Origin of the sequence: Amycolatopsis sp. NPDC051758, assembly GCF_044453095.1 — a bacterium.
GTDB lineage: Bacteria > Actinomycetota > Actinomycetes > Mycobacteriales > Pseudonocardiaceae > Amycolatopsis.
The window spans coordinates 365,464-385,029 of sequence record NZ_JBITCJ010000008.1 but is presented as its reverse complement, the minus strand read 5'-3'; the positions used below and the strand labels follow the sequence as shown (position 1 = coordinate 385,029).

General features: G+C 73.3%; 18 protein-coding genes and 1 pseudogene. 11 read left to right on the top strand and 8 right to left on the bottom strand.

Going from position 1 to position 19,566, the window contains the following annotated elements:
- Positions 1-11: 11 nt before the first annotated feature.
- The 6 genes from ACIA5G_RS34870 to ACIA5G_RS34845 are packed head-to-tail and all read left to right on the top strand — an operon-like array spanning position 12 to position 7,001.
- On the top strand, positions 12-1,553 hold the full coding sequence (locus ACIA5G_RS34870) for a hydantoinase/oxoprolinase N-terminal domain-containing protein (RefSeq protein ID WP_395931044.1): 1,542 nt from the start codon (positions 12-14) through the stop codon (positions 1,551-1,553).
- Positions 1,553-2,623, top strand: a complete 1,071-nt coding sequence (locus tag ACIA5G_RS34865; protein WP_395931042.1) for a DUF917 domain-containing protein — start codon at positions 1,553-1,555, stop codon at positions 2,621-2,623. Before ACIA5G_RS34870 ends, ACIA5G_RS34865 begins: the two co-directional genes overlap by 1 nt.
- On the top strand, positions 2,620-3,714 hold the full coding sequence (locus tag ACIA5G_RS34860; RefSeq protein ID WP_395931040.1) for a DUF917 domain-containing protein: 1,095 nt from the start codon (positions 2,620-2,622) through the stop codon (positions 3,712-3,714). The genes ACIA5G_RS34865 and ACIA5G_RS34860 overlap by 4 nt, the downstream gene beginning before the upstream one ends.
- Positions 3,711-4,424, top strand: a complete 714-nt coding sequence (locus ACIA5G_RS34855) for an SDR family oxidoreductase (protein WP_395931038.1) — start codon at positions 3,711-3,713, stop codon at positions 4,422-4,424. The genes ACIA5G_RS34860 and ACIA5G_RS34855 overlap by 4 nt, the downstream gene beginning before the upstream one ends.
- Positions 4,425-4,446: 22 nt before the next feature.
- Positions 4,447-5,517, top strand: coding sequence for a DUF917 domain-containing protein (locus ACIA5G_RS34850; RefSeq protein WP_395931036.1), 1,071 nt, complete (start codon positions 4,447-4,449; stop codon positions 5,515-5,517).
- On the top strand, positions 5,514-7,001 hold the full coding sequence (locus ACIA5G_RS34845; RefSeq protein ID WP_395931034.1) for a PucR family transcriptional regulator: 1,488 nt from the start codon (positions 5,514-5,516) through the stop codon (positions 6,999-7,001). Before ACIA5G_RS34850 ends, ACIA5G_RS34845 begins: the two co-directional genes overlap by 4 nt.
- 4 nt (positions 7,002-7,005) lie before the next feature.
- Here ACIA5G_RS34845 and ACIA5G_RS34840 read toward each other — a convergent pair whose 3' ends face one another.
- From ACIA5G_RS34840 to ACIA5G_RS34830, 3 genes are read right to left on the bottom strand one after another with little or no spacing between them, the layout of a single operon-like run.
- On the bottom strand, positions 7,006-8,790 hold the full coding sequence (locus tag ACIA5G_RS34840; RefSeq protein WP_395931032.1) for a WXG100 family type VII secretion target: 1,785 nt from the start codon (positions 8,788-8,790) through the stop codon (positions 7,006-7,008).
- A complete protein-coding gene (locus ACIA5G_RS34835; RefSeq protein ID WP_395931030.1) occupies positions 8,790-9,104 on the bottom strand; it encodes a hypothetical protein in 315 nt (104 codons plus the stop codon). Before ACIA5G_RS34835 ends, ACIA5G_RS34840 begins: the two co-directional genes overlap by 1 nt.
- Positions 9,101-9,637 carry a YbaB/EbfC family nucleoid-associated protein gene (locus tag ACIA5G_RS34830; protein ID WP_395931028.1) on the bottom strand — a complete coding sequence of 179 codons (537 nt, stop codon included), beginning with the start codon at positions 9,635-9,637 and terminating at the stop codon, positions 9,101-9,103. The genes ACIA5G_RS34835 and ACIA5G_RS34830 overlap by 4 nt, the downstream gene beginning before the upstream one ends.
- A 206-nt stretch (positions 9,638-9,843) precedes the next feature.
- Between ACIA5G_RS34830 and ACIA5G_RS34825 the strand changes: the two genes are divergently transcribed.
- Entirely contained in the window at positions 9,844-10,854 is a 1,011-nt protein-coding gene (locus ACIA5G_RS34825) for an aldo/keto reductase (protein ID WP_395931026.1), read from the top strand.
- On the opposite strand, the gene ACIA5G_RS34820 is transcribed toward ACIA5G_RS34825, so the two are convergent.
- Positions 10,851-11,315, bottom strand: coding sequence for a hypothetical protein (locus tag ACIA5G_RS34820; protein WP_395931024.1), 465 nt, complete (start codon positions 11,313-11,315; stop codon positions 10,851-10,853). The two genes, ACIA5G_RS34825 and ACIA5G_RS34820, sit on opposite strands and share 4 nt — an antisense overlap.
- A gap of 101 nt (positions 11,316-11,416) precedes the next feature.
- Between ACIA5G_RS34820 and ACIA5G_RS34815 the strand changes: the two genes are divergently transcribed.
- The 3 genes from ACIA5G_RS34815 (at position 11,417) to ACIA5G_RS34805 (ending at position 13,843) form a co-directional block, all read left to right on the top strand.
- A complete protein-coding gene (locus tag ACIA5G_RS34815; protein WP_395931022.1) occupies positions 11,417-12,106 on the top strand; it encodes a response regulator transcription factor in 690 nt (229 codons plus the stop codon).
- Complete coding sequence (locus tag ACIA5G_RS34810; RefSeq protein ID WP_395931020.1) at positions 12,103-13,380, top strand: HAMP domain-containing protein; 1,278 nt, start codon at positions 12,103-12,105, stop codon at positions 13,378-13,380. The genes ACIA5G_RS34815 and ACIA5G_RS34810 overlap by 4 nt, the downstream gene beginning before the upstream one ends.
- Before the next feature lie 73 nt (positions 13,381-13,453).
- On the top strand, positions 13,454-13,843 hold the full coding sequence (locus ACIA5G_RS34805) for a hypothetical protein (protein ID WP_395931018.1): 390 nt from the start codon (positions 13,454-13,456) through the stop codon (positions 13,841-13,843).
- A gap of 73 nt (positions 13,844-13,916) precedes the next feature.
- Here the strand turns inward: ACIA5G_RS34805 and ACIA5G_RS34800 are convergent, their stop codons facing one another.
- From ACIA5G_RS34800 to ACIA5G_RS34790, 3 genes and pseudogenes are all read right to left on the bottom strand, one after another.
- Positions 13,917-14,462: a DUF4232 domain-containing protein gene (locus ACIA5G_RS34800; RefSeq protein WP_395931016.1), complete on the bottom strand. Its 546-nt coding sequence runs from the start codon at positions 14,460-14,462 to the stop codon at positions 13,917-13,919.
- A 150-nt stretch (positions 14,463-14,612) separates the two neighbouring features.
- Positions 14,613-14,947, bottom strand: a pseudogene (locus ACIA5G_RS34795) (DUF664 domain-containing protein); the annotation flags it as partial.
- Positions 14,948-14,974: 27 nt separating this feature from the next.
- Complete coding sequence (locus ACIA5G_RS34790) at positions 14,975-18,256, bottom strand: glucodextranase DOMON-like domain-containing protein (protein WP_395931014.1); 3,282 nt, start codon at positions 18,254-18,256, stop codon at positions 14,975-14,977.
- 123 nt (positions 18,257-18,379) lie between these two features.
- On the opposite strand from ACIA5G_RS34790, the gene ACIA5G_RS34785 reads away from it, so the two are divergent.
- Positions 18,380-18,790, top strand: coding sequence for an ATP-binding protein (locus ACIA5G_RS34785; protein ID WP_395931012.1), 411 nt, complete (start codon positions 18,380-18,382; stop codon positions 18,788-18,790).
- A gap of 9 nt (positions 18,791-18,799) precedes the next feature.
- Here the strand turns inward: ACIA5G_RS34785 and ACIA5G_RS34780 are convergent, their stop codons facing one another.
- Positions 18,800-19,534, bottom strand: a complete 735-nt coding sequence (locus ACIA5G_RS34780; RefSeq protein ID WP_395931350.1) for an ANTAR domain-containing protein — start codon at positions 19,532-19,534, stop codon at positions 18,800-18,802.
- Positions 19,535-19,566 lie beyond the last annotated feature (32 nt).

Sequence of the window (19,566 nt, the reverse complement as noted above, 5' to 3'; positions counted from 1 at the left end):
GGAGAATCTTCGTGCGCATCGGCATCGACGTCGGCGGCACCAACACCGACGCTGTCCTGCTCGACGGCAGGCAGGTCCTCGCCACGGTCAAGACCAGCACGACCGCGGACGTCACCTCCGGCATCGTCGCCGCGATCGACGGCCTGCAGCGGCAGCGCGCGTTCGACCCGGCGGCGGTGCGGGCGGTGATGATCGGCACCACGCACTTCATCAACGCCCTGGTGGAGGCGCACCGGCTCGCGCCGACCGCGGCCGTCCGGCTGAGCCTGCCGGCCGGGGCGTCGCTGCCGCCGATGGTCGACTGGCCGCAGCGGCTCGTCGACGCGGTGTCGGGGCGCAGCTACCTGGTCCACGGTGGACACGAGTTCGACGGCCGCCACATCGCGGAGCTCGACGAGAGCGAGCTGCGCAAGGCCGCCGACGACATGGGGGCGGCCGGGGTGCGCAGTGTCGCGATCACCTCGGTCTTCTCCCCGGTCAACGCCGAGTTCGAGACCCGCGCGGCGGAGATCATCGCCGCGCAGCTGCCGGACGTCGCGATCTCGCTGTCCCACGAGATCGGCCGGATCGGCTTGCTGGAGCGGGAAAACGCGACGGTGATCAACGCGGCGCTGCGCGAGCTGGCCGCGCACATCGTCGACGGCCTGGCCGCGTCGGTCACCGGTGCGGGCATCACCGCGCCGCTGTACCTGAGCCAGAACGACGGCACGCTGATGGACGTCGACTTCGCCCGCCGCTACCCGGTGGCGACCTTCGCTTCGGGGCCGACGAACTCGATGCGCGGTGCGGCCGTGCTGTCCGGTTTGGACACCTGTGCGGTGGTCGACGTCGGCGGCACGACTTCGGACGTCGGTGTCCTGCGGCAAGGCTTCCCGCGCGAAGCGACCACGGACGTCAGCGTTGCCGGGATCCGCACCAACTTCCGGATGCCGGACGTGCTCTCGATCGGCATCGGCGGGGGCAGCCGGGTGCGCGGGAACGTCACCGTGGGCCCGGACTCGGTCGGCTACGAGCTGACGTCGAAGGCCCTGGTCTTCGGCGGGGACACGCTCACCGCGACCGACATCGCGGTCGCCGCCGGCCGGGCGGACATCGGGGACGCGTCGCTGGTGGCGCACCTCGACCGCTCGCTGGTCCGGGCGGCGCTGGACCGGATCGCCGCCGACGTGTCCGATGTGGTCGAACGGATGCGGACGTCCGCGGAGCCGTTGCCGGTGGTGGCGGTCGGCGGTGGCTCGGTGCTGCTGCCGGACGAGCTGGCCGGCTGCGGTGTGGTGCACCGGCCGGAGAACTACGCCGTGGCCAACGCGATCGGCGCGGCGATCGCGCAGATCGGCGGTGAGGTCGACCGCGTCTACGTGATCGAGCCGGGCCGTCGCGACGCCGTTGTCGAGGAGGCGAAGCAGGAGGCCATCGACCGGGCGGTCGCGGCCGGTGCGTCGCCGGCTTCGGTCGGCATCGTCGACTTCGACGAGGTGCCCATCCCGTACCTGCCCGGCAACGCCACGCGCATCCGCGCGAAGGCCGTCGGCGACCTGCAGCTGGGGGCGTGATGCGCGAGATCACCGCGAACGACCTGGACGACATCGCGCGGGGTGCGGCGATCCTCGGCACCGGCGGCGGGGGAGACCCGTACATCGGCCGGTTGCTGGCCACTGCGGCGATCCGGTCGGACGGCCCGGTGCCGCTGGTTCCCTTGGCGGACCTGGACGACGACGCCGTGGTGCTGCCGGTGGCGATGATGGGCGCGCCGACGGTGATGGTCGAGAAGCTGCCGTCGGCCGAGCAGGTGGGCCTGGCCGCGCGGACGCTCGCCGGGTACCTCGGCAAGGAGCTGACGCACATCGCGTGCGCCGAGGCGGGCGGCGTCAACTCGCTGATCCCGGTGGTCGCGGCGGCGCAGCTCGGCCTGCCCTTGGTGGACGCGGACGGCATGGGCCGGGCGTTCCCGGAACTGCAGATGGTCCTTCCCACCCTGTACGGAATCCGGGCGACACCGATGTCGATCGCCGACGAAAAGGGCAACCGCGGGGTATTGGACACCGTCGACAACCACTGGGCCGAGCGGCTGGCCCGGTCGGCGACCATCGACATGGGCTGTTCGGCGATGATCAGCAACTACGCGATGTCCGGCGCGCAGGCCCGTGAGGCGCTGGTGCCGGGCACGCTGAGCCTGTGCGCCGAGCTGGGTGCCCTGGTGCGTTCCGCACGTGCCGCGCACGGCGACCCCGTCGCGCGGGTTGTCGAACGGCTCGGTGGCCGCCGGCTGTTCAGCGGCAAGGTGGTCGACGTCGCCCGCCGCACGGTCACCGGCTTCGCCCGCGGTGAGGCCCGGCTGTCCGGGATGGACGGTGACTCCGGTGCGGAACTGGTGCTGCGGTTCCAGAACGAGCACCTGGTGGCCGAGCGCGACGGCATCGTCGAGGCGTCGGTGCCGGACCTGATCTGCACCCTGGAACGCGAGTCCGGGGAAGCCGTGACGACCGAAGGCCTGCGGTACGGCCAGCGCGTCACGGTGATCGCCGCGCCCGCCGACCCGCGCTGGCACACGCCGGAGGGCATCGCGCTGGCCGGGCCGCGCTACTTCGGTTACGACATCGACCCGATCGGGGTGGCCGGGTGAGCTGGACCCTGACCGACGACGACCTGCCCGACCTCGCCCGCGGCGCCGCCGTGCTGGGCACCGGCGGGGGTGGTGACCCGTACGTCGGACGGCTCCTCGTCCGCGAGGCGATCCGCGAGCACGGGCCCGTCACGATCCTGGATCCGTCCGAAGTGGACGACGACGCGCTGGTGATCCCGACCGCGCAGATGGGCGCGCCGACCGTGGTGCACGAGAAGCTGCCCAACGGCGCTGAACCCGTGCTGGCGTTGCAGACCCTGGAGCAGCACCTCGGCCGCCGAGCTGACGCGACCATGCCGATCGAGTGCGGGGGCATCAACTCGATGATCCCGCTGCTCGTCGGCGCGCGGCTCGGGCTGCCGGTGGTCGACGCCGACGGGATGGGCCGGGCGTTCCCGGAACTGCAGATGGAGACGTTCGGTGTCTACGGTGTCCCGGGCTCGCCGATGGCGATCGGCGGTGAGCGGGGTGAGACGACGGTGATCAGCACCGGCGCCGACAACCGGCGGATGGAGTGGCTGGCGCGCGGGGTCACCATCCGGCTCGGCGGGGTTGCGCACATCGCCGAGTACGCGATGAGCGGCGCCGACGTCAAGCGGACGGCGGTGCCCCGGACGCTGTCGCTGGCGTTGACCGTGGGGCGGACGATCCGGGAGGCGCGCTCGCGCAACGAAGATCCGGTCGACCGGCTGGCTGCCGCGCTGGTCGAGACACCGTACCAGCACCTGCGGGTGCTGTTCCGCGGCAAGGTGTCCGATGTGGAGCGCCGGACCGAAGAGGGCTTTGCGCGCGGCCGCGCCGAAGCAGTGTCGTTCGACGGCGCGCACAAGCTCGAGATCCTGTTCCAGAACGAGAACCTGCTGGCCACCGTGGACGGTTCCGTGCGGTGCGTGGTGCCCGACTTGATCTGCGTGCTGGAGGCGGCGACCGCCGAGCCGATCACCACCGAGACCCTGCGGTACGGCCAGCGCGTCACCGTCGTCGGGATTTCGACTCCGCCACTGATGCGCACGCCGGAAGCGCTCGACACTTTCGGGCCCGTCGCGTTCGGGCTGCCGCACCCCTTCGTCCCCGTCGAGGAGATCGCGTGAACAGGCTGGAAGACCGGACCGTCGTGATCATCGGCGGTGGGTCGGGCATCGGCCTCGAGGTGGCCCGGCGAGCGGCTCTTGACGGGGCCAAGGTGCACCTCGGCGGACGCACCGCTGCGAAGCTGGCCGACGCGGCGTCGGCGATCGGCGCCACCTGGCAGGTTGTCGACACCACCGACCAGGACTCGCTGGCCGCGTTCTTCGGCGCCGTGGACCGGGTGGACCACCTGTTCACGCCCGGTGCGTCCTATGTGGTCGGACCGATACGTGAGCTGAGCGACGAGGATGCGGCGAGTCCGTTCGAGACGAAGTTCTGGGGCCAGTACCACGCCGTGAAGCACGCGGTGCCCCGGTTGGCTCCCGACGCGTCGATCGTGCTGATGTCCGGTGCGGCGAGCGTCCGGCCGCCCGGCGCCGCGCCCGCGTACGTCGCCTGCAACGCGGCGATCGAAGGGCTCGGCCGCGGGCTGGCCGTCGAGCTGGCGCCGGTGCGGGTGAACGTCGTCGCGCCGGGCACGATCGACGGCAATCTCTGGGCCGGGCGGCCGACGGCCGTGCGGGAGGCGAGCTTCGCGCAGTACTCGCGCGACACGCTGCTGCACCGCGTCGGGCGGGAGTCCGAAGTGGCCGATGCCGTGCTGTACCTGTTCGGCAACAGCTACACGACCGGGTCGACGCTCTATCCCGACGGTGGCTACGCGCTGCGCTGACCTGAAGCTAATGTGGTCGTCCATGCGCATCACGGCCGCGGACGTGCCCGCCCTCGAACGCGGCGCCGCCCTGCTCGGCTCCGGTGGCGGCGGGGACACCGCCACTGCCGCCGTGCTGCTGCGGCGGCAGCTGGAGCGGGCCCCCGAGCCGGTGGTGCGGTCCCTCGGCGAGCTGCCGCCGACGGCCCGCGTGGTGCCGGTCGGTGTGGTCGGGGCGACGGCCGCGTTCACCGAGAAGCTGCCGAGCGGCGACGAGTTCGCGTCGGCGGTGGCGGCGGTCGAGCGCTGGACCGATGAGCGCGCCGACGCGGTGCTGTCCATCGAGATCGGCGGCCTGAACGGGCTGATGCCGCTGGTGGTGGCCGGCGAGCTCGGGCTGTCCTACGTGGACGCCGACCTGTCCGGCCGCGGCCTGCCCCGGCTCGACCAGCTGGCGGTCGCCGCGACCGGCCGCGGCGTGGCGCCCGCCGCACTGGCCGAGCAGAGCGGGCAGGTCATGCTGCTGGCGGCGGGGTCGGACGCGATGGTCGAGCGCGGCGCCCGGGCGTTCGTCGCCGGCTCCGGCGGCTGGGCGGCGTTCGCCCTCGCCCCGATCCCGGCCGGCGAGCTGGCGGCGTGCTCGATCCCGGGAACCACGAGCGCCGCGCTGGCCCTCGGCCGCCGCGTGCTGGCCATCGGGGAGAGCCCGTCGCGTCCGGCACTCGAGGCCGCGCTGGGCGGTTCGGTGCTGGCCCGCGGCCGGGTCCTGGAGGTGGCGCGGCACGTCGGCCCGGGCCGGCAGGGCAACCCGGGCTTCGGCCGCGGCTGCGTCACCCTCGCCGACCACCCGGGTGGTGAGCTGCTGCGGCTGGAGATGGAGAACGAGTACCTGCTGGCCCTGCGTGACGGCGCGCCGGTGGCGTCGACGCCGGACGTGCTGTCGGTGCTCGACCACCGCACCGGCGTGCCGGTGTCCTGCGACGCGATCCGGGTCGGCCTGGAGGTCGACGTGGTCCGCTTGGCGGCGGCCCCGTTCTGGACCGACCCCCGGCGGCTGCCGGTGCTGCAGCCGCGGGCGTACGGCATCGACTGTGATCCGGTGGGAGTGGCATGAGCCTGCGGCGGGTGCTCGCACTGCCGGGCTGGGCCGAGCACGTCCGGCTGCTCGCCGGCGCCGCGGGCCTCGACCGTCCACTCACGACGGTCCAGGCCACTTTGGACGCCTCGCACCTCCCAGCCGCCGAAGAACTGACCGTCGTCGCGCGGCCCGTCGCGGGGACCGACTGGCAGATCGATGCCCTGTTACGCCGATGTGCCGACGCCGGGGCCACCGGAGTTCTGCTGCCCGGCACCGAGCCGCTCACCGCGTCGCGGCTGCTCGCCGAGCGGCTGGGCGTGCCCTTGCTGGGCACCGGTGCGCCGCCGCTGGATCTGCTTGTCGAGGCTCGGTTGTGGCTCGCCGCGCCCGAGCTGGACCGGGCCGGCCTGCTGCTGGCCACGCATCGCGCGCTCGGGGACCGGCTTCGGCCGCCCGAAGAGGTCGTCGCGGTGCTGCGGAGGCTGCTGCGGTCACCGGTCGCCGTGCTTGATGATCGTGGGGCTCCGCTCGCCGGGGATGTGGACGGGCGGGTGCGGCTCGACGAGCCGGTGCCGCAGCGGGCCGAGCTCGACGACGGTGTCCTGCTGGCGCATCCCGTGCTGCTGCAGCGGCCGGCGATGTGGCTGGCCGTCGAACTGCGGGGCACCGAGGCCGCCCGGGCCGACGTGGTGCCGCCCGCGCTCGCGGTCGCCGCCGGCGCCCTGCAGCGGTGGCTGCTGGCCAATCGGCTGGAGCTGGAACGGGACGCACGCTCGCGCACGGCGTTGCTCGGTGACCTGCTGCGGCTGGACACCGAGCCGGGTGCGGACCTGCGCCGCCGCGTCGCGGACGCGGGCTGGCGGCTCGGCGGCTGGCACGTCGGGCTGCACATCGGCGTGCCGGCGGCGGTCGACACGGTGGCGCGCACCCAGGAGGTGGTGCGCGCGCTGCGGGCCGGGGACGTCGACGCCGTTGTGGTCGAGCACGGTGACGGCTGGACCGGCTGGGTCACCTTCGACCACGAGCCGACCGCGGAACGGGTGCGGGCGCTGGCGAGCCGGCTGCAGGCGGTGCACCGGGCGCTGCGCCTGGGCACACACATGGGTGTGGGACGGCCGCACCCGCGTCCCGAAGGGCTGGCCGCGACGGTCGCCGAGGCGAACGACGCCGCCCGGCTGGCCGCGACCCGCCCGGAAACCGGGCACTTCCTGCACGTCGACCAGCTCGGCATGGCCCAGCTGCTGCTCGAGTGGACCCGCACGGACACGTTCGAACCCGCGGTGCGAGCCCTGGTCGCACCGCTGCGGCCGGCACCGGGCGACCTGGTCCGGACGCTGGCCGCCTACCTCGACGCCGAGTCGTCGATCGCGGAGACGGCCACGGTGCTGGGTGTGCACCGCAACACCGTGGCCGCCCGCGTCGCGCGGATCGAGCAGCTGCTCGGGGTGGACCTGTCCCGGCCGGACGAACGCCTGGCCCTGCACCTGGCCTCGCGCGCGGTGATCCTCTCCGACCCCTGACCCGTCAGTTGTCGTCGTCCCCGCCGGTGACGTTGCCGATGCTCGCGGGCACACCCTTGATCAGGTCGACGACGGTCTTGCCGGCCAGCCCGGACTTGCCGAACCACGGGTCGGTCATGACCTTGACCGCCGACTCGAACTTCTCGGCGCCCTCCTTGCCGAAGACCTTGCCGAGCTCGTGCACGGAGAAGTTGCTGATCTTGTCGAACTTCTGCATGATCTCCGGCGTCACACCGTCCATCTTGGACAGTTTGTCCCGGATGACGTTGGTCATCTGGTCGGTGAACGGCTTGTGCGGCGCCGGAGTCGGCGCCGGGGTGGGTGCCGGGTCGGGGGTGGCCGACGACGACGGTGCCGGGTCGGGCTTCGGCGGTGCCGGGTCCGGCTTGGGCGGTGCCGGGTCCGGGGTCGTCGACGACGAGGACGGCGTCGTGTCCGGCTTCGGGTCGGGCTTGGGCGGCGTGGGAGCCGGGTCCGGGGTGGCCGACGACGAGGACGGTGCCGGGTCCGGCTTGGGCGGCGCGGGATCCGGCTTCGGCGGGGCCGGGTCGGGCTTGGGCGCGGCGGGCGCCGGCGCCGGGTCGGGCGTGGCCGACGACGACGGTGCCGGGTCCGGCTTCGGCGGTGCGGGATCGGGCTTCGGCGGTGCCGGAGCCGGCGTCGGGTCCGGGGTCGCCGAGGACGGGGTTGTGTCCGGCTTCGGCGCCGGGTCCGGGGTCGACGGCGCCGGGTCGGGCTTCGGCGGTGCCGGCGTCGGGTCCGGAGTGGCCGAGGACGGTGTGGTGTCCGGCTTCGGGTCGGGCTTGGGCGGCGCGGGAGCCGGGTCCGGGGTCGTCGACGAGGACGACGGTGCCGGGTCGGGCTTCGGCGGCGCAGGGTCGGGCTTGAGGGTCGCCGGGGGCGGTGTCGCGCTGCTGTCGCCCGGTTTCGGCGGTGGCGGCGTCGCGTCCGGCTTAGGCAACGGAGTCGCGTCCGGCTTCGGGGTGGGCGTCGGGGTCAGGCTGCTCGCGGGCGGCTTCGCCCCGGCCAGCTCGTCGCCCGCCTTGCCCATCTTCGCCAGGGACGCCACCAGGTCACCCAGCTTCTTGGCCAGCTCGATGAGCTTGGTGCCGATCTTGCCCAGGGCCGTGGCCACCGTGCCGATCGTCGTGCCGATGAAGATCGCGATCGACGCGCCGAACGTCACCGGGGCGAGCGCCGCCGCGATCAGGGCGCCCTTGATGATCGTCGCCAGCAGCATCGCGATCAGGTCGCGGAAGATGCCGCGGAACGCGCCGACGATGCCGCCGGCGATCTTCATGTTCTTGCCGGCCTGGTCCAGGTACCAGCCGAGCGAGCTCAGCTGCTCGGTCACCGCGTCCATGTCCTTCTTGAACGCGTCGGCGGCCTTGCCGGACCAGTCCTTCATCAGCGCGTCGATCGCCTGCTGATGACCCGTGGACCACTCTTCGAGCTTCTTCTTCTCGGCGGTGAGCGCCTCGCTGGCCGCCGCGATGCCGATGGGGTCGCCCATCAGGATGTCCAGCGGCCACCGCAGGATCGTGATGTGCTCGATGAGCCAGCCGATCCCGGCGGTCAGCAGGCTGCCGATCGGGTCCAGCACCAGGCCGATGGTCTCCAGCGCCATGCCCGCCGAGCCGATGCCGATGGCGACCTTGTCGTTCTCCTTGACGGCCTTGTCGAGGCCCGTGGCGGCCTCGAAGAACCCCGCCCCGGCCGCCCGGTTGTCTTCGTTGAAGAGCTCGGAACCGTGGAGGCTGACGTCCTTGCTCTGGTAGTCGTCGGCCACTATTCGAACCTCACGATCGAGTCGACGGCGTCCTGCTCACCGGACTTGTACCGCTTCGCGGCCTCGGCGACCTTGTCCGCGAACTCGCCGATGGTCTTCGCGTAGTCCCCGAACTGGTGGTGCGCCTTGTCGGTCCAGGTGCTCGCGCCCGCGGCCATCAGCTGGCACGCCGGGTTGATGCCGAACATGCCGGGGTCGCAGGTCATGCCGCCGACCAGGTCGGCCGTGCTCTTGAGGTTGCTTTCCAGTTCGTCGAGGTGCTGGCCGAACTTCGCCAGCGGCTCGGAGTCGACCCGGAAGCCGCCGCCGCTCACCAGGGGTTCGCTTCGTCGTCGGGGTGGTCCTCGACCGGGGGACGGCGCCGCGGCGCGGGCCCGGCCGACGGCGGCCCGGCCGGCCGCGGGGGAGGCGGTGGTGGCGGCGGGGTCGCGGCCTGCGGCGGGGTGCGCTCGGGCTCGGCGTCCGCCGGCGCGGCGAAGTCGCCGTCCGGCGGCGGGTCCGGCGGCAGGAAGGACCGGACCATTTCGGTGGACTCGCCGTCGCCGTTGATGGTGGCGAAGGAGTCCGCGACGCGGCGGGCGGTCTGGCGCTGCGCGTCACGCACCGCGCCCATGATCGCCGCGGTCAGCCGGGCCGGTCCCATTTCGCACGCCCGGTGCCCGAGCTCGAGGTTCGTGAGCGCGCCGTTCGGCGCGAGCGTCACGGTGACGGCGCCGTCGCGGGTGCGGACCGTCGCGCCGGCCTCGGAAAGCGCTTCACTCAGCGCGGCGGCCTTCGACTGCATGTCCCGGACCTGCCGCTCGAGCAGCAGCTGGAAGTCTTCACCTGGCCCCAGGTTCGGTTGCACGAATTCGACTCCTCGCCACGCCGGGGTACGGGCCGGCGCGCACGGCCGGGCCCACGATCCGGCCAGGCTAGCGCACCCCGGATGTTCACCCGGGGATTACCGGCGATATGCCTTGTTTTCTCTCCATCCTTGCCCGCTTGTGCCCTCCGGGCAGTCCCTCGATCGGGTTTGACTCGGACCGCGCTCCGGGTTGCACGATCGAGGGCATGACCGAACTGGACGACTACCGGCCGCTGGGCCGCTCCGGCCTGCGGGTTTCCCCGCTGGCGCTGGGCGCGCTGACCTTCGGCACCGGATCCTTCTGCGCCGACGACGGCACCGCCCGCAAGATCTTCCGCGCCTACGTCGAGGGCGGCGGCAACTTCGTCGACACCGCCGACAACTACAGCGCCGGCCGCAGCGAAGAACTGGTCGGCGAGTTCCTCCGCGACGTCGACCGCGACGACGTCGTGCTCGCCACCAAGTACTCGGGTCCCGGCTTCAGCGGCGGCGCGCCGCGGTCGGATCCCCGCCACCGCAGCAACGGGCGCAAGAACATGGTCGCCTCGCTCGAGGCTTCGCTGCGCCGGCTGCGCGTCGACCACGTCGACCTGTACTGGCTGCACGTCTGGGACGGCTTCACCCCGGCCGAAGAGGTGATGGCCGCGTTCGGCGACCTGGTGCGCGCCGGGAAGATCCGCGCGGTGGGGCTTAGCGACGTCCCGGCCTGGTACGCGACGAAGGCCGCGATGCTCGGCGGGCCGCCGGTGACGGCGCTGCAGCTGGAGTACTCCCTGGTCGAGCGCGCGATCGAGGCCGAACACGTGCCACTGGCGCGGGAGTTCGGCATCGCGGTCCAGCCGTGGGGCGCGATCGGCGGCGGGTTCCTCACCGGCAAGTACACCCGTGACGGCGCCGGGGAGGGCCGGCTCGCCGAGGGCGCGCCCTACCGATCCCTGCCCGAAAGCCGCTGGGCGGTGCTGGACGTCGTCCGCGAGATCGCGGCCGAGGCAGGCGCAACCCCGGCGCAGGTGGCGCTGCATTGGGTGACGCGCCGCCCGGCGATGCCGGCGCCGCTGATCGGCGCGCGGTCACCGGAGCAGCTCGCCGACACCCTCGGCGCGCTCGCCCTCGACCTCACCGAGGCGCAGCTGGACCGGCTGACCGAAGTGAGCGCGCCGGAGTTGCCGTTCCCGCACGGCATCCTGGCGCGGCTCAACGCGGGGCTGCCGCGCTAGCCGTGCCCGCGATGGTCGTCGTCGGCGACCGTTTCGGCGTGCGGTTCGCCGTCGCGGCACGTCACGGCCACCTCGTTCTCGGTGCCGTCGTCCTTGAACTTCACCGACGCGGTGGTGGCCGGGCCGCGGACGACGTCGTCGGCGCGGTAGCCCGGATCCGGGCTCCACGACATCAGCTCGACCTGGCTCCCGGCGCACCGCGCGACCAGGGTGCCGCCGGGGACGGTCAGGCCGCGCGGCGCCGGGGCGGTCGAGGTGGTGGCCACGGTCGACGGCGGCGCGGACGGGGTTGTCACCGGCACGGTTTCGAGCGCGCGGGCGACGTCCTCCTGGGACAGAGGCTGGTTCTGCGGGCCGAGGATGCCCGCGCCGACCACGTCGAGGGCCGCCGTGCCGACCGCGGCGGTGGCGCCGGCGGCCAGCAGCCAGCCCGCCGTCATCAGCAGCGCACGCCGTCCCATGTGCCCACTGTGCCACCCGCGAGGGTTAAAGCACGGCTAAGGCGTTCTTAGCGTTCGCCGGGAAGCCGGCGGAGCGCCCGTGCGTGTGTAGCCTCCCGGAAATGGCGACGGTGCTGCTCGTCGAGGACGACCCGACCATCCGCACGGCCGTGCTGCGGGCGCTGACCGAGCGCGGGCACACGGTGACGTCCGCGCCGACCGCGATGTCCGGGCTGCAGGCGGCCGTCACCGACCGGCCCGACGTCGTCCTGCTCGACCTGGGACTGCCCGACCTCGACGGCCGCGAGGTGCTGCGGATGGTGCGGGCGGTCAGCGCGGTGCCGATCATCGTGGTCACCGCGCGCGGCGCCGAGGACGAGATCGTCCGGCTGCTCGACGCGGGGGCCGACGACTACGTGGTCAAGCCGTTCGGCGGCGCGCAGCTCGACGCGCGGATCCGCGCGGTGCTGCGGCGGGCCGAACCGGAGGAGACGACGGCGCCGGTGGTCGTCGGCGGCCTGTCGGTCGACGCCCGGACGCGGGAAGCGTCCCTCGACGGCGCGCCGCTGGACCTCACCCCGCGTGAGTTCGACCTGCTGCACTACCTCGCGAGCCGGGCCGGGACGGTGGTGAGCAAGCGCGAGCTGCTCGCCGACGTCTGGAAGCTGCCGTACGCCGGGGCGGACAAGACCGTGGACGTGCACCTGTCGTGGTTGCGGCGCAAGCTCGGCGAGACCGCGCAGGAGCCGCGGTACCTGCACACCGTGCGTCGGGTCGGCGTCCGGCTGGCCGAGCCGGGGGCCGGGGCGTGAGGCGGCGGCTCGCGGTGCTGGTCGCCGCCGCGATGAGCCTGGTGCTCGCCGCCTTCCTGGTGCCGCTGGCGATCCTGCTGAGCTCGGTCACGGCCGACCGTGCGGTCACCGCTGCCACGGCGAAGGCGCAGTCCCTCACTTCCCTGGTCGCGACGGCCGAGGCGGCGGCGCTGCGGCCGGCGGTCGACCAGCTCAACACCACTGCGGGCCACCCGGTGACGGTGTTCTTGCCCGACGGCACGGTGCTCGGCGCTCCGAGCCCGCGCACCCCCGGGGTCGCGCTGGCGGCGGCGCAGGGCAGCAGCTTGACCGTCGAGGACGCCGGCGGCCGCGAGATCCTCGTCGCGGTGCAAGGCCTGCCGCGGGGGACGGCGGTGGTGCGAGCCTTCGTCGACCGCGCGGAGCTGACCCGGGGGCTGGGCGCGGCCTGGCTGGTGCTGGCCGCGCTGGGCGTGCTGCTGCTGGCGCTCGGGGTGTTCGTCGCCGACTGGCTGGCCCGCTCGATCGTGCGGCCGGTGCACGAGCTCGCCGCGGTGTCGCGCCGGCTCGCCGAAGGGGACCTCGACGCGCGCGCCCGCCCCGGCGGCCCGGCGGAGGTGCGGTCGGTCGCCGCCGCGCTCAACCTTCTGGCCGCGCGGATCCGCGACCTCGTTCGGCAGGAGCGCGAGGCCGTCGCCGACATCTCGCACCGCCTGCGGACACCGCTGACCGTGCTGCGGCTGGACGCCGAGTCGCTCACCGACCCCGCCGAGGCCGAGCGGATCACCGGGCACGCCGAGAGCCTGGAGCGTCAGGTCACCGCGCTCATCGACCAGGCGCGCGCCCGCGACTCCGCGCCCGGTTCGTGCGACGCGGTCGCGGTGGTGGGTGCGCGGGCGGAGTTCTGGTCGGTGCTGGCCCAGGACCAGGACCGACCGGTGACGGTCTTGCTCGATCCCGGCCCGCTCCCGGTCGCGGTGGGGGAGCCGGAGCTGGCCGCGTGCCTGGACGCGTTGCTGGGCAACGTCTTTGCGCACACACCCGAGGGCACGGGGTATGCGATCCGGCTCGCGGCCACGCCCGACGGCGTCCGGCTGGAGGTCTCGGACGAGGGGCCGGGGTTCGACAACGGCGTCCTCACCCGGGGCGCGAGCGGCGCCGGGTCGAGCGGGCTCGGGCTCGACATCGCGCGCCAGACCGCACGCGCGTCCGGTGGGACGTTCGCCGTCACGCAGGTCCGGCCGCACGGGGCGCGGATCGTGCTGGAGCTCGGGAAGGCTTTAGGGATGCCTTAAGCAGCACACAGCGCGCCGCTATCACCTTGCGGGACAAGCTTCTCTCGTTGTCGGAGAACACGAAGGAGCAGTCATGCGGAAGATTCTGGTGATCGCGGCGGCCGGGGCGGCACTCGCGGCCGGGGGTACGACGGTCGCGCTCGCCCAGTCCGGAGCGGACGACGGGACCCAGGCGCCGACGTCGGTGCAGCCGACCTCGACGAGCGGGTCGTCGGCCACCCGGCTCACGGAGACGAGCGCGGCGACCAGTGCTTCGCCGGAGACGACGCGGCCGACCGGAACCTCGAGCCTGCCCGCGCCGAGCACGTATCCGACGCGGGGCGGTTACGACGACGGGCCGACTCACGACCTCGGTGACGACCACGGCGGCCGGGACGACGACCACGGGCGGCACAGTGAGTCCGACGACGACCACGGGCGCCACGGCGGCGAAGCGGGCGACGACCACGGCGGCCGTCGCTGACCATTTGTCCACAGTGGACGTTGCTCGGCGCCGCACCGGCCCCATGCACACATTGGGGCGTTTGAAGCGCGGGTCAGGGCTGGGCCGGGCCGGCGGTCACCGCGCTGACGGTCAGCTCGTGCGCGTCGGCGGACTTGTCGAGAGGGCCCTGGTTCCAGGGCAGGGTGATCGCCGGGTCGCTGGTGTCGCCGCGCGGGGTGGTCGTCTGGGGCGCGGTGACCGTGACGCTCGCCGGCTGCACCTGGTTCTCCGGGGCCTCGATGCCGGTCCAGTGCAGCAGCATCGACGCGGGCGCGCCGTCGGCGACGGTGACCGGCGGGGCGTCGGCGGCGGCCGGGTCGGGGGTCACCGTGACGCCGTCGGCGCCGGTGAGCGCGATCGGCAGCGCGCCCTGCAGCGTGCAGGACTCGCCGGGCTTCGCGGTGAACTGCACGTACGCGTAGCGCTGGCCCGCACCCGGCGAACCGGCGACCAGCGTGGTGTCGATCTGCGAAGACGCGCAGTTGAAGTCGGTCGGCATCGCGGACGCGGTCCCGGCCGCGGCGACTACGGCGGTCGCGGCGGCGCCGGTCACGGCCAGGGCGGTCACGGTGCGGCGGACGCTCGGACGAACGGACATGAGCGGGAACCCCTTCCGGTGGCGGGCGGTCCGGTGAGCTGTCCACCGGAATCCGCGGTCACCAAGAAAGATGCCCACAACACGATCAGGTTAGCTCCGAAGTGCGATTGCCCGCACAAAAGCAACCGTGGGTGATCTTGAACGTCCTCCCTAACGACCGGGCGTGGCCGCCGCGGCTCGTGCGGCCCGCTCGACCTCCGCGTGCCGGGCCGCCCAGAAAGCCGCGTCCCGCAGGTGGTTCGCGGACCCGGTCGTCCCGTCCAGCTGTTCCCGCCACCACGGCACGTGGCCGGGGGAGTCGACGGCGAGCGCGGCGATCGTCGTGTCGGAGTGGTCGCAGGCGCGCCGGTGTCGTCCCACCGCGGCAACGGTTCGGGGAACGGCCGGTCGAACACCTCGCCGAAGTAGCGGGCTTCCGTCAGCGTCAGGTGCTTGACCAGGCCGAGCAGGTTGGTGCCCGTCCCGGTCAGTGGTCGGCGGATGTCGTCGATCACGACCACGACTTTGCCAGATCAGCCCACCGGCACGCCGCGCACCGCGACCGGCCCGCGAGTCGGGTCGAGCTCGGCCGCCTGGTCCACCCCGGCCGGGGTCAGCACGTCGAGCGCCTTCGGGGCGGTGGCCGGGTCCGCGGTGCAGAGCGGCGCCGTGCCGCCCGCCGCGCAGAGGCCGAACGTGTACTGCCCGGCCGTCGGCGTGAACGGACGCGCCTGGTCCGGCGAGTTGCCGTCCTGGCCGGTGAGCACCACCGCGAACGTCCAGCCGGCGGCCGGTGTCCCCAGCGCCGCCTTCGCCACGCTGACCGTGATGTACCGCGTCGCCTGCGAAGCCTGCACTGACGGCGTTGCCAGCGAAGCACCCGAAGCGTCGACGAGGGACGGTTCGGCGAAGCCCTGGACCTCGATGCGCCGGCTCCACGCGTCCTGCGGCGCGATCGTGTACGCCCGGCTCGGGAACGGCGCCGCGGTCGACGTCGCCGTCGCGGCCGGGTCGTGCGCGTAGATCGTCAGCAGCTGGGCGCCCAGCGGTGAGCCGAACGTCGGGGACAGGTCGCGGATCTGCGCCCGGAACACCAGGTTCGTGCCCGAGTCGATGAGCTGGAACCGCTGCAGGTCGAACGCGCCGGCGTGGAAGTCGCCCGCCGTCGGGTAGGTGTACGTGCCCGGGCCGTTGTCGTCGCCGTCGGGGTCGGTGGTGTCGAGCAGCACGGTGCCGGTGACGAAGTCCGAGCTGATCGTCTTCTGCGCGTACCCGGTGCCCGCGCCGGTGGTGGCGGTCGCGGTGACGACGTTCGCGCCGAGCGGGGTCGGCACCGTCGCACCGAACGTCCCCGCCGCCGAAGCCCGCACCGACAGCACGGACGTCGTCCCGGCGTCGGTGGCCGACACGGCGAGGTCGACGCGGCTGCCGGCGGGCGCGGTGCCGGTGACCGCCGCGGTCGCGGTGGACACCGACGCGGGTGCGTCCAGCGTCACCGCCAGGGCCGCGGGCGGCGCGTGCGAGACGTACCGCGAGCGGACGTCGGCGGGCTGTTCGGGCAGCCGGCCGTCGGCCAGCGCGCGGGCGAGCCGCACCGACTGGGACTGCGCCCAGCTCAGCGGCGCGACCGAACCGGCGGGCTGCCCCGGTGTGAAGCCGATCGACGCCGTGCGCGGGTCGGTGCCGTAGGGCGACGCCGGCAGCGCCGGGTTTTCCCACGCCTGCTCGGGAATCAGCCCGGTGCCGCCGGTCTGGGCCCGCATCGCGCGCAGCAGCGCCGCCGCACCCGCGCGGTCGCCGGTCTGCACGGCCTGTTCACCCCGTTCACCGGCGAGCACCGGCCACAGGTGCCCGGACCCGGTGTTCGTCGACGGCCACGGCGCGCCGTTCGGGGCGCAGTTCGTCGGGTCGGGCTCGTAACAGTCGCCGTAGCCGTCCTCGCTGCCCGGCGCGGAAGTGCCGTAGCGGTACCAGCCCGGCCCGGCCGGGGTGTCCCGCTTGATCACCCGGTCCACCACACCGAGCGACGCGGTGACGTCCGGGTCGTTCGCCGGCAGCACACCGAGGCGGGTCAGCTCGAGGAACCCGGCGTCGACCACCGCGCGCTGGTCCGCGTCGATCGAACCGTTGCCCAGGTTGTAGAAGTACTCCGAGTCCGGGTCGCCGTTCTTCGTCAGCCGCAGGAAGTACCGGCCGCCGTACGGCCCGTTCTGCGTCACCGTCCAGCCCTTGATGCTGCGCTGGAAGTGGTCCGCGGTGGCGCGGTAGACGCGGGCGCGCGCCGGGTCGCCGTTGCGGTCGGCGATCACGCCGGCCGCGACGAGCCCGGCGATCTCGGCGGCGATCGTCGAAGGGGAGTAGCCGCCCTGTTCTTCCCAGCGCTCCGAGCCGAACGACGGCCCGTGCGCGACGACGAAGTCCGCGGCCGCCCGGATGTGGCCGGTGTAGAGCGTCCGGTCCCGGTCGAGCCCGGCCTGCAACGCCATCAGGATCGGGTACGCGCTTTCGTCGAGCTGGTCACCGCCGGAGTCGGGCGCCTTCTTGCCGTTGAGCAGGGAGTTGCGCGGGAACCGGCCGTCCGGCTGCTGCTGGCGTGAGAACAGCCACCGCACGCTCGCCCGCGCGGTCTCGCGATCGCCTGCCGCGAGCAGGCCGGAGAAGCTTTCGTAGAGGTCACGCGCGAAGATCTCGCGGTAGGACCCGAAGTAGACGGGTTTGCCGCCGGGCGCGTCACCCGCCGAAACCGCCTGGCCCCACGGACTGCCGAGCGACGCCACGACCGCGCCGGGGAACGTTTTGTCCTCACTGGCTTTCAGCACGTTGACGGACTGGAAGTACGTGTCGGAGTCCTTGCCGCGCAACGGGATCAGCCCGTTGTCGTAGTCACGCCAGCCGCGCGCGTAGTCGCGGTAGCTCTGGTCGAACGGCGTGCGCAGGCTCGCGCCCGCGGTCTGGACGGCCGCCCGCGCGTCCGCGCCGAAGCCCAGCGCCAGCACCGCCGGCCGGCGCGGCTCCAGATCCAGCTGGGCGGTCTGGACGACGTTGCCGTTCACCGCCGACGGCGTCGTGTCGGTGAGCCGGTGGTCGCGGTCCAGCTGGGCGAGCCCGTCACCCGCGGTGCCGGCAAAACCGCTGGCGGTGCTCAGAAAACGCCGGTCGGCACGCAAGGCGGCCGCCAGGGGAGTGCCGTAGTCGCGGGCCGGGGCGCTGGAGACGGTGTTGGTGTCGGCACTGACGAGCGCGGACGTCCCCGCGTCGACCGTGGCGGTGTCCCCGCCGCCGTTGGCCGGGCCGCCCCCGCCGTTGCCGTTGACACTCGCGTCGAACCGCACGTAGACCTTGAGGTCCCGGCCCGAGCCGCGCAGCGGCTCCAGGCGCGTCCGGATCAGCACGCCGGTCCGCGCCGGGTCGGTCAGGTAGTCGGTGACCAGCCGGTACTTCCCGCTGCGCGGGGTCGACGTCACCTCGCACGCCATCCCGCCCGCGCTGGTCCGCACCGTGTAGGTCATGTCGCGGGCCTGCAGGTCGGTGAAGCTGCGACCGTCGGTGACGGCGAACTGCAGCGTTTCGACGTTCGTGTTGTCGATCACCGGCGCGTAGACGTCGGAGAGCACCCCGCCCGCGACGGTGAACCACGCCTTGCTGGCCGTGTTCCGCGCGGTGCCCAGGCAGTCCTTGCGGGCCAGGCCGAAGTGCGAAACCGCACCCGGCCCCGGCGCGGGCGCCGCGGCGGCCACCGGCCCCGGCAAGCAGGTCGTGGCCAGCACCGAGCACACCACGACGGACAGCACCACGGACGACGTCGACCGAGTCATCCGCACATCCGATCACGCCGGTCCGCGCCGCGCCAGGTCCGAACGGCAGCAGGGAAGTGGTGACCGGTGATTGAAAAGCCGGACCGGTGGGTAGCAAACCCACAGTCCCCCGAGGAGGTGAACGTGGAAGAGCACGGAGCGGACAGCTGGCGGTACCGCGGAACTGTTTCCCCGCGCACTTTGCCCAGTCTGCGCAAGCACCTGATTTCGTGGTTGCGGCGGCGAGCGGGCGACGAGGTCGGGCGGCAAGCCGACGACGTCGTGCTGGCCTGCTGGGAGGCCATGGCCAACGTGCTGGACCACGCCTACCGGGGCCGGCCGGGGCTGATCGACGTCCGGGCGCGGATCGACGAGGACGTGCTGGTCATCACCATCGCCGACCAGGGCCGGTGGGAGTCGCTCGAAGAGGGCGGCGGGCGCGGCCGTGGGCTGCGGCTGATCCAGAACCTCGTCGACGGGCTCGACCTGCGCTCGACCGGCGACGGCACCATGATGACCTTGACCTGGCCGTTTCCCGTCCGTCGCACCGCCTGAACGCGCGCGTCAGCCGGGGGTGCCGCCCGAGGACAGCTGATCGACGAACCGCGTCGCGACGTCCCGGAGCTTGACGTTCGAGTGCTGTGACTCCGCGATGAGGCGCTTCATGGCTTCTTCGGCGGTGATCCGGTGCACGGCCATCAGGATGCCCTTGGCCTGCTCGATCACCGCCCGCGATCTCATCGCCGTCTCGAGGTCGGCGGCCCGCTGCCGGGCCTGGTGGTAGCGCCGCGTGGTGCGCAGGCCGAACGAGACGATCGTGGTGTACAGCGCCAGCAGCCGGGAGTCGGTCTCGGCGAACCCGTGGTCGCCGTAACCGAAGAGGTTGAGCGCACCGCCGAGGTGCTCGTCCACCCGCAGGGGCGCGGCGAGGTAGCTGCCGACACCGAGGCGCCGCGCGTGCTGGGTGAACTCGGGCCACAGCTGTCCGGCCGTGGCGAGCGGCAGCCGGACGATCTCCCCCGAGTCCGCCGCCCGCAGGCACGGTCCTTCACCCGCCGCGTACTGGACGCGGTCGATGTCGACGGCACGCTCGTCGGTGGAGGCCGCGGTCTCCGGCTCGCCGTCCCGGATCGCGGTGATGCTGGCCATGTCGGCGCCCGGGATCACGCGGACGGCCTCCGCGCACACGGCGTCGAGGATCTCGGCCTCGCCGGGTTCGGCTTCGAGCGTGCCGGCGAGGTCCGCCATCGCGGCGGTCAGCTCGTCGAGGTGCTCGGACGGAATCGGCTCACCGGTCACTCTGGTCATCTCCGTCCCGGGCGGCTGCGGTC